Annotated in this window: 1 protein-coding gene; it reads left to right on the top strand. The window is 55.6% G+C overall.

The genetic code is table 11. The features are described 5' to 3' along the window. Nucleotides 1-563: HlyD family efflux transporter periplasmic adaptor subunit (locus tag ACTHUR_RS16855; RefSeq protein WP_440399836.1), on the top strand; the 563-nt coding region annotated here is incomplete at both ends.

Genomic DNA, 563 nt, shown 5'->3' with positions numbered 1-563 from the left:
CCACTATTGCCCGCCTTAAAGCTGAAGCCTACGGAACCAAGCTCTCCTTCCCTGACAGCGTGGGTCCCGAGCTTCGCCGTCGCGAAATCGCCGCCTACAAAGCACGCCGCCAAGTCATGGTGGATGCCATCAACGGCCTATCCCAAAGCAAGGCCGCACTTGATCGAGAGATTGCCATTACTGCTCCTCTTGTTTCCGAAGGTTATGTTTCCGAAGTCGAACTTTTAAGAATGCGCCGCGATTCCGCAGACTTGGCCACCCAAATCTCTGAACGCCGCAACCGCTACAAAGCCGATGCCAACAACGAACTCTTGCAAGCCGAATCCGAACTGGCGCAATCCAAAGAAAACGTTGCCATGCGTGCCGACCCGGTTGAACGCTCGCAAATCCGCGCCCCTATGCGCGGCATCGTCAAAGGCATAAAAGTCACCACCATCGGCGGCGTTGTGAACGCAGGCGAAGACATCATGCAAATCGTCCCGGTTGATGACAAACTGCTGGTCGAAGCCTATATCCGTCCGCAAGACATCGCCTTTATCCGCGCAGGCCAACCTGCATTGGTT

The organism is Neisseria sp. P0021.S007, assembly GCF_051956855.1.
The sequence above is the reverse complement of the archived record's forward strand: the minus strand, read 5'-3'. Positions and strand labels throughout refer to the sequence as shown.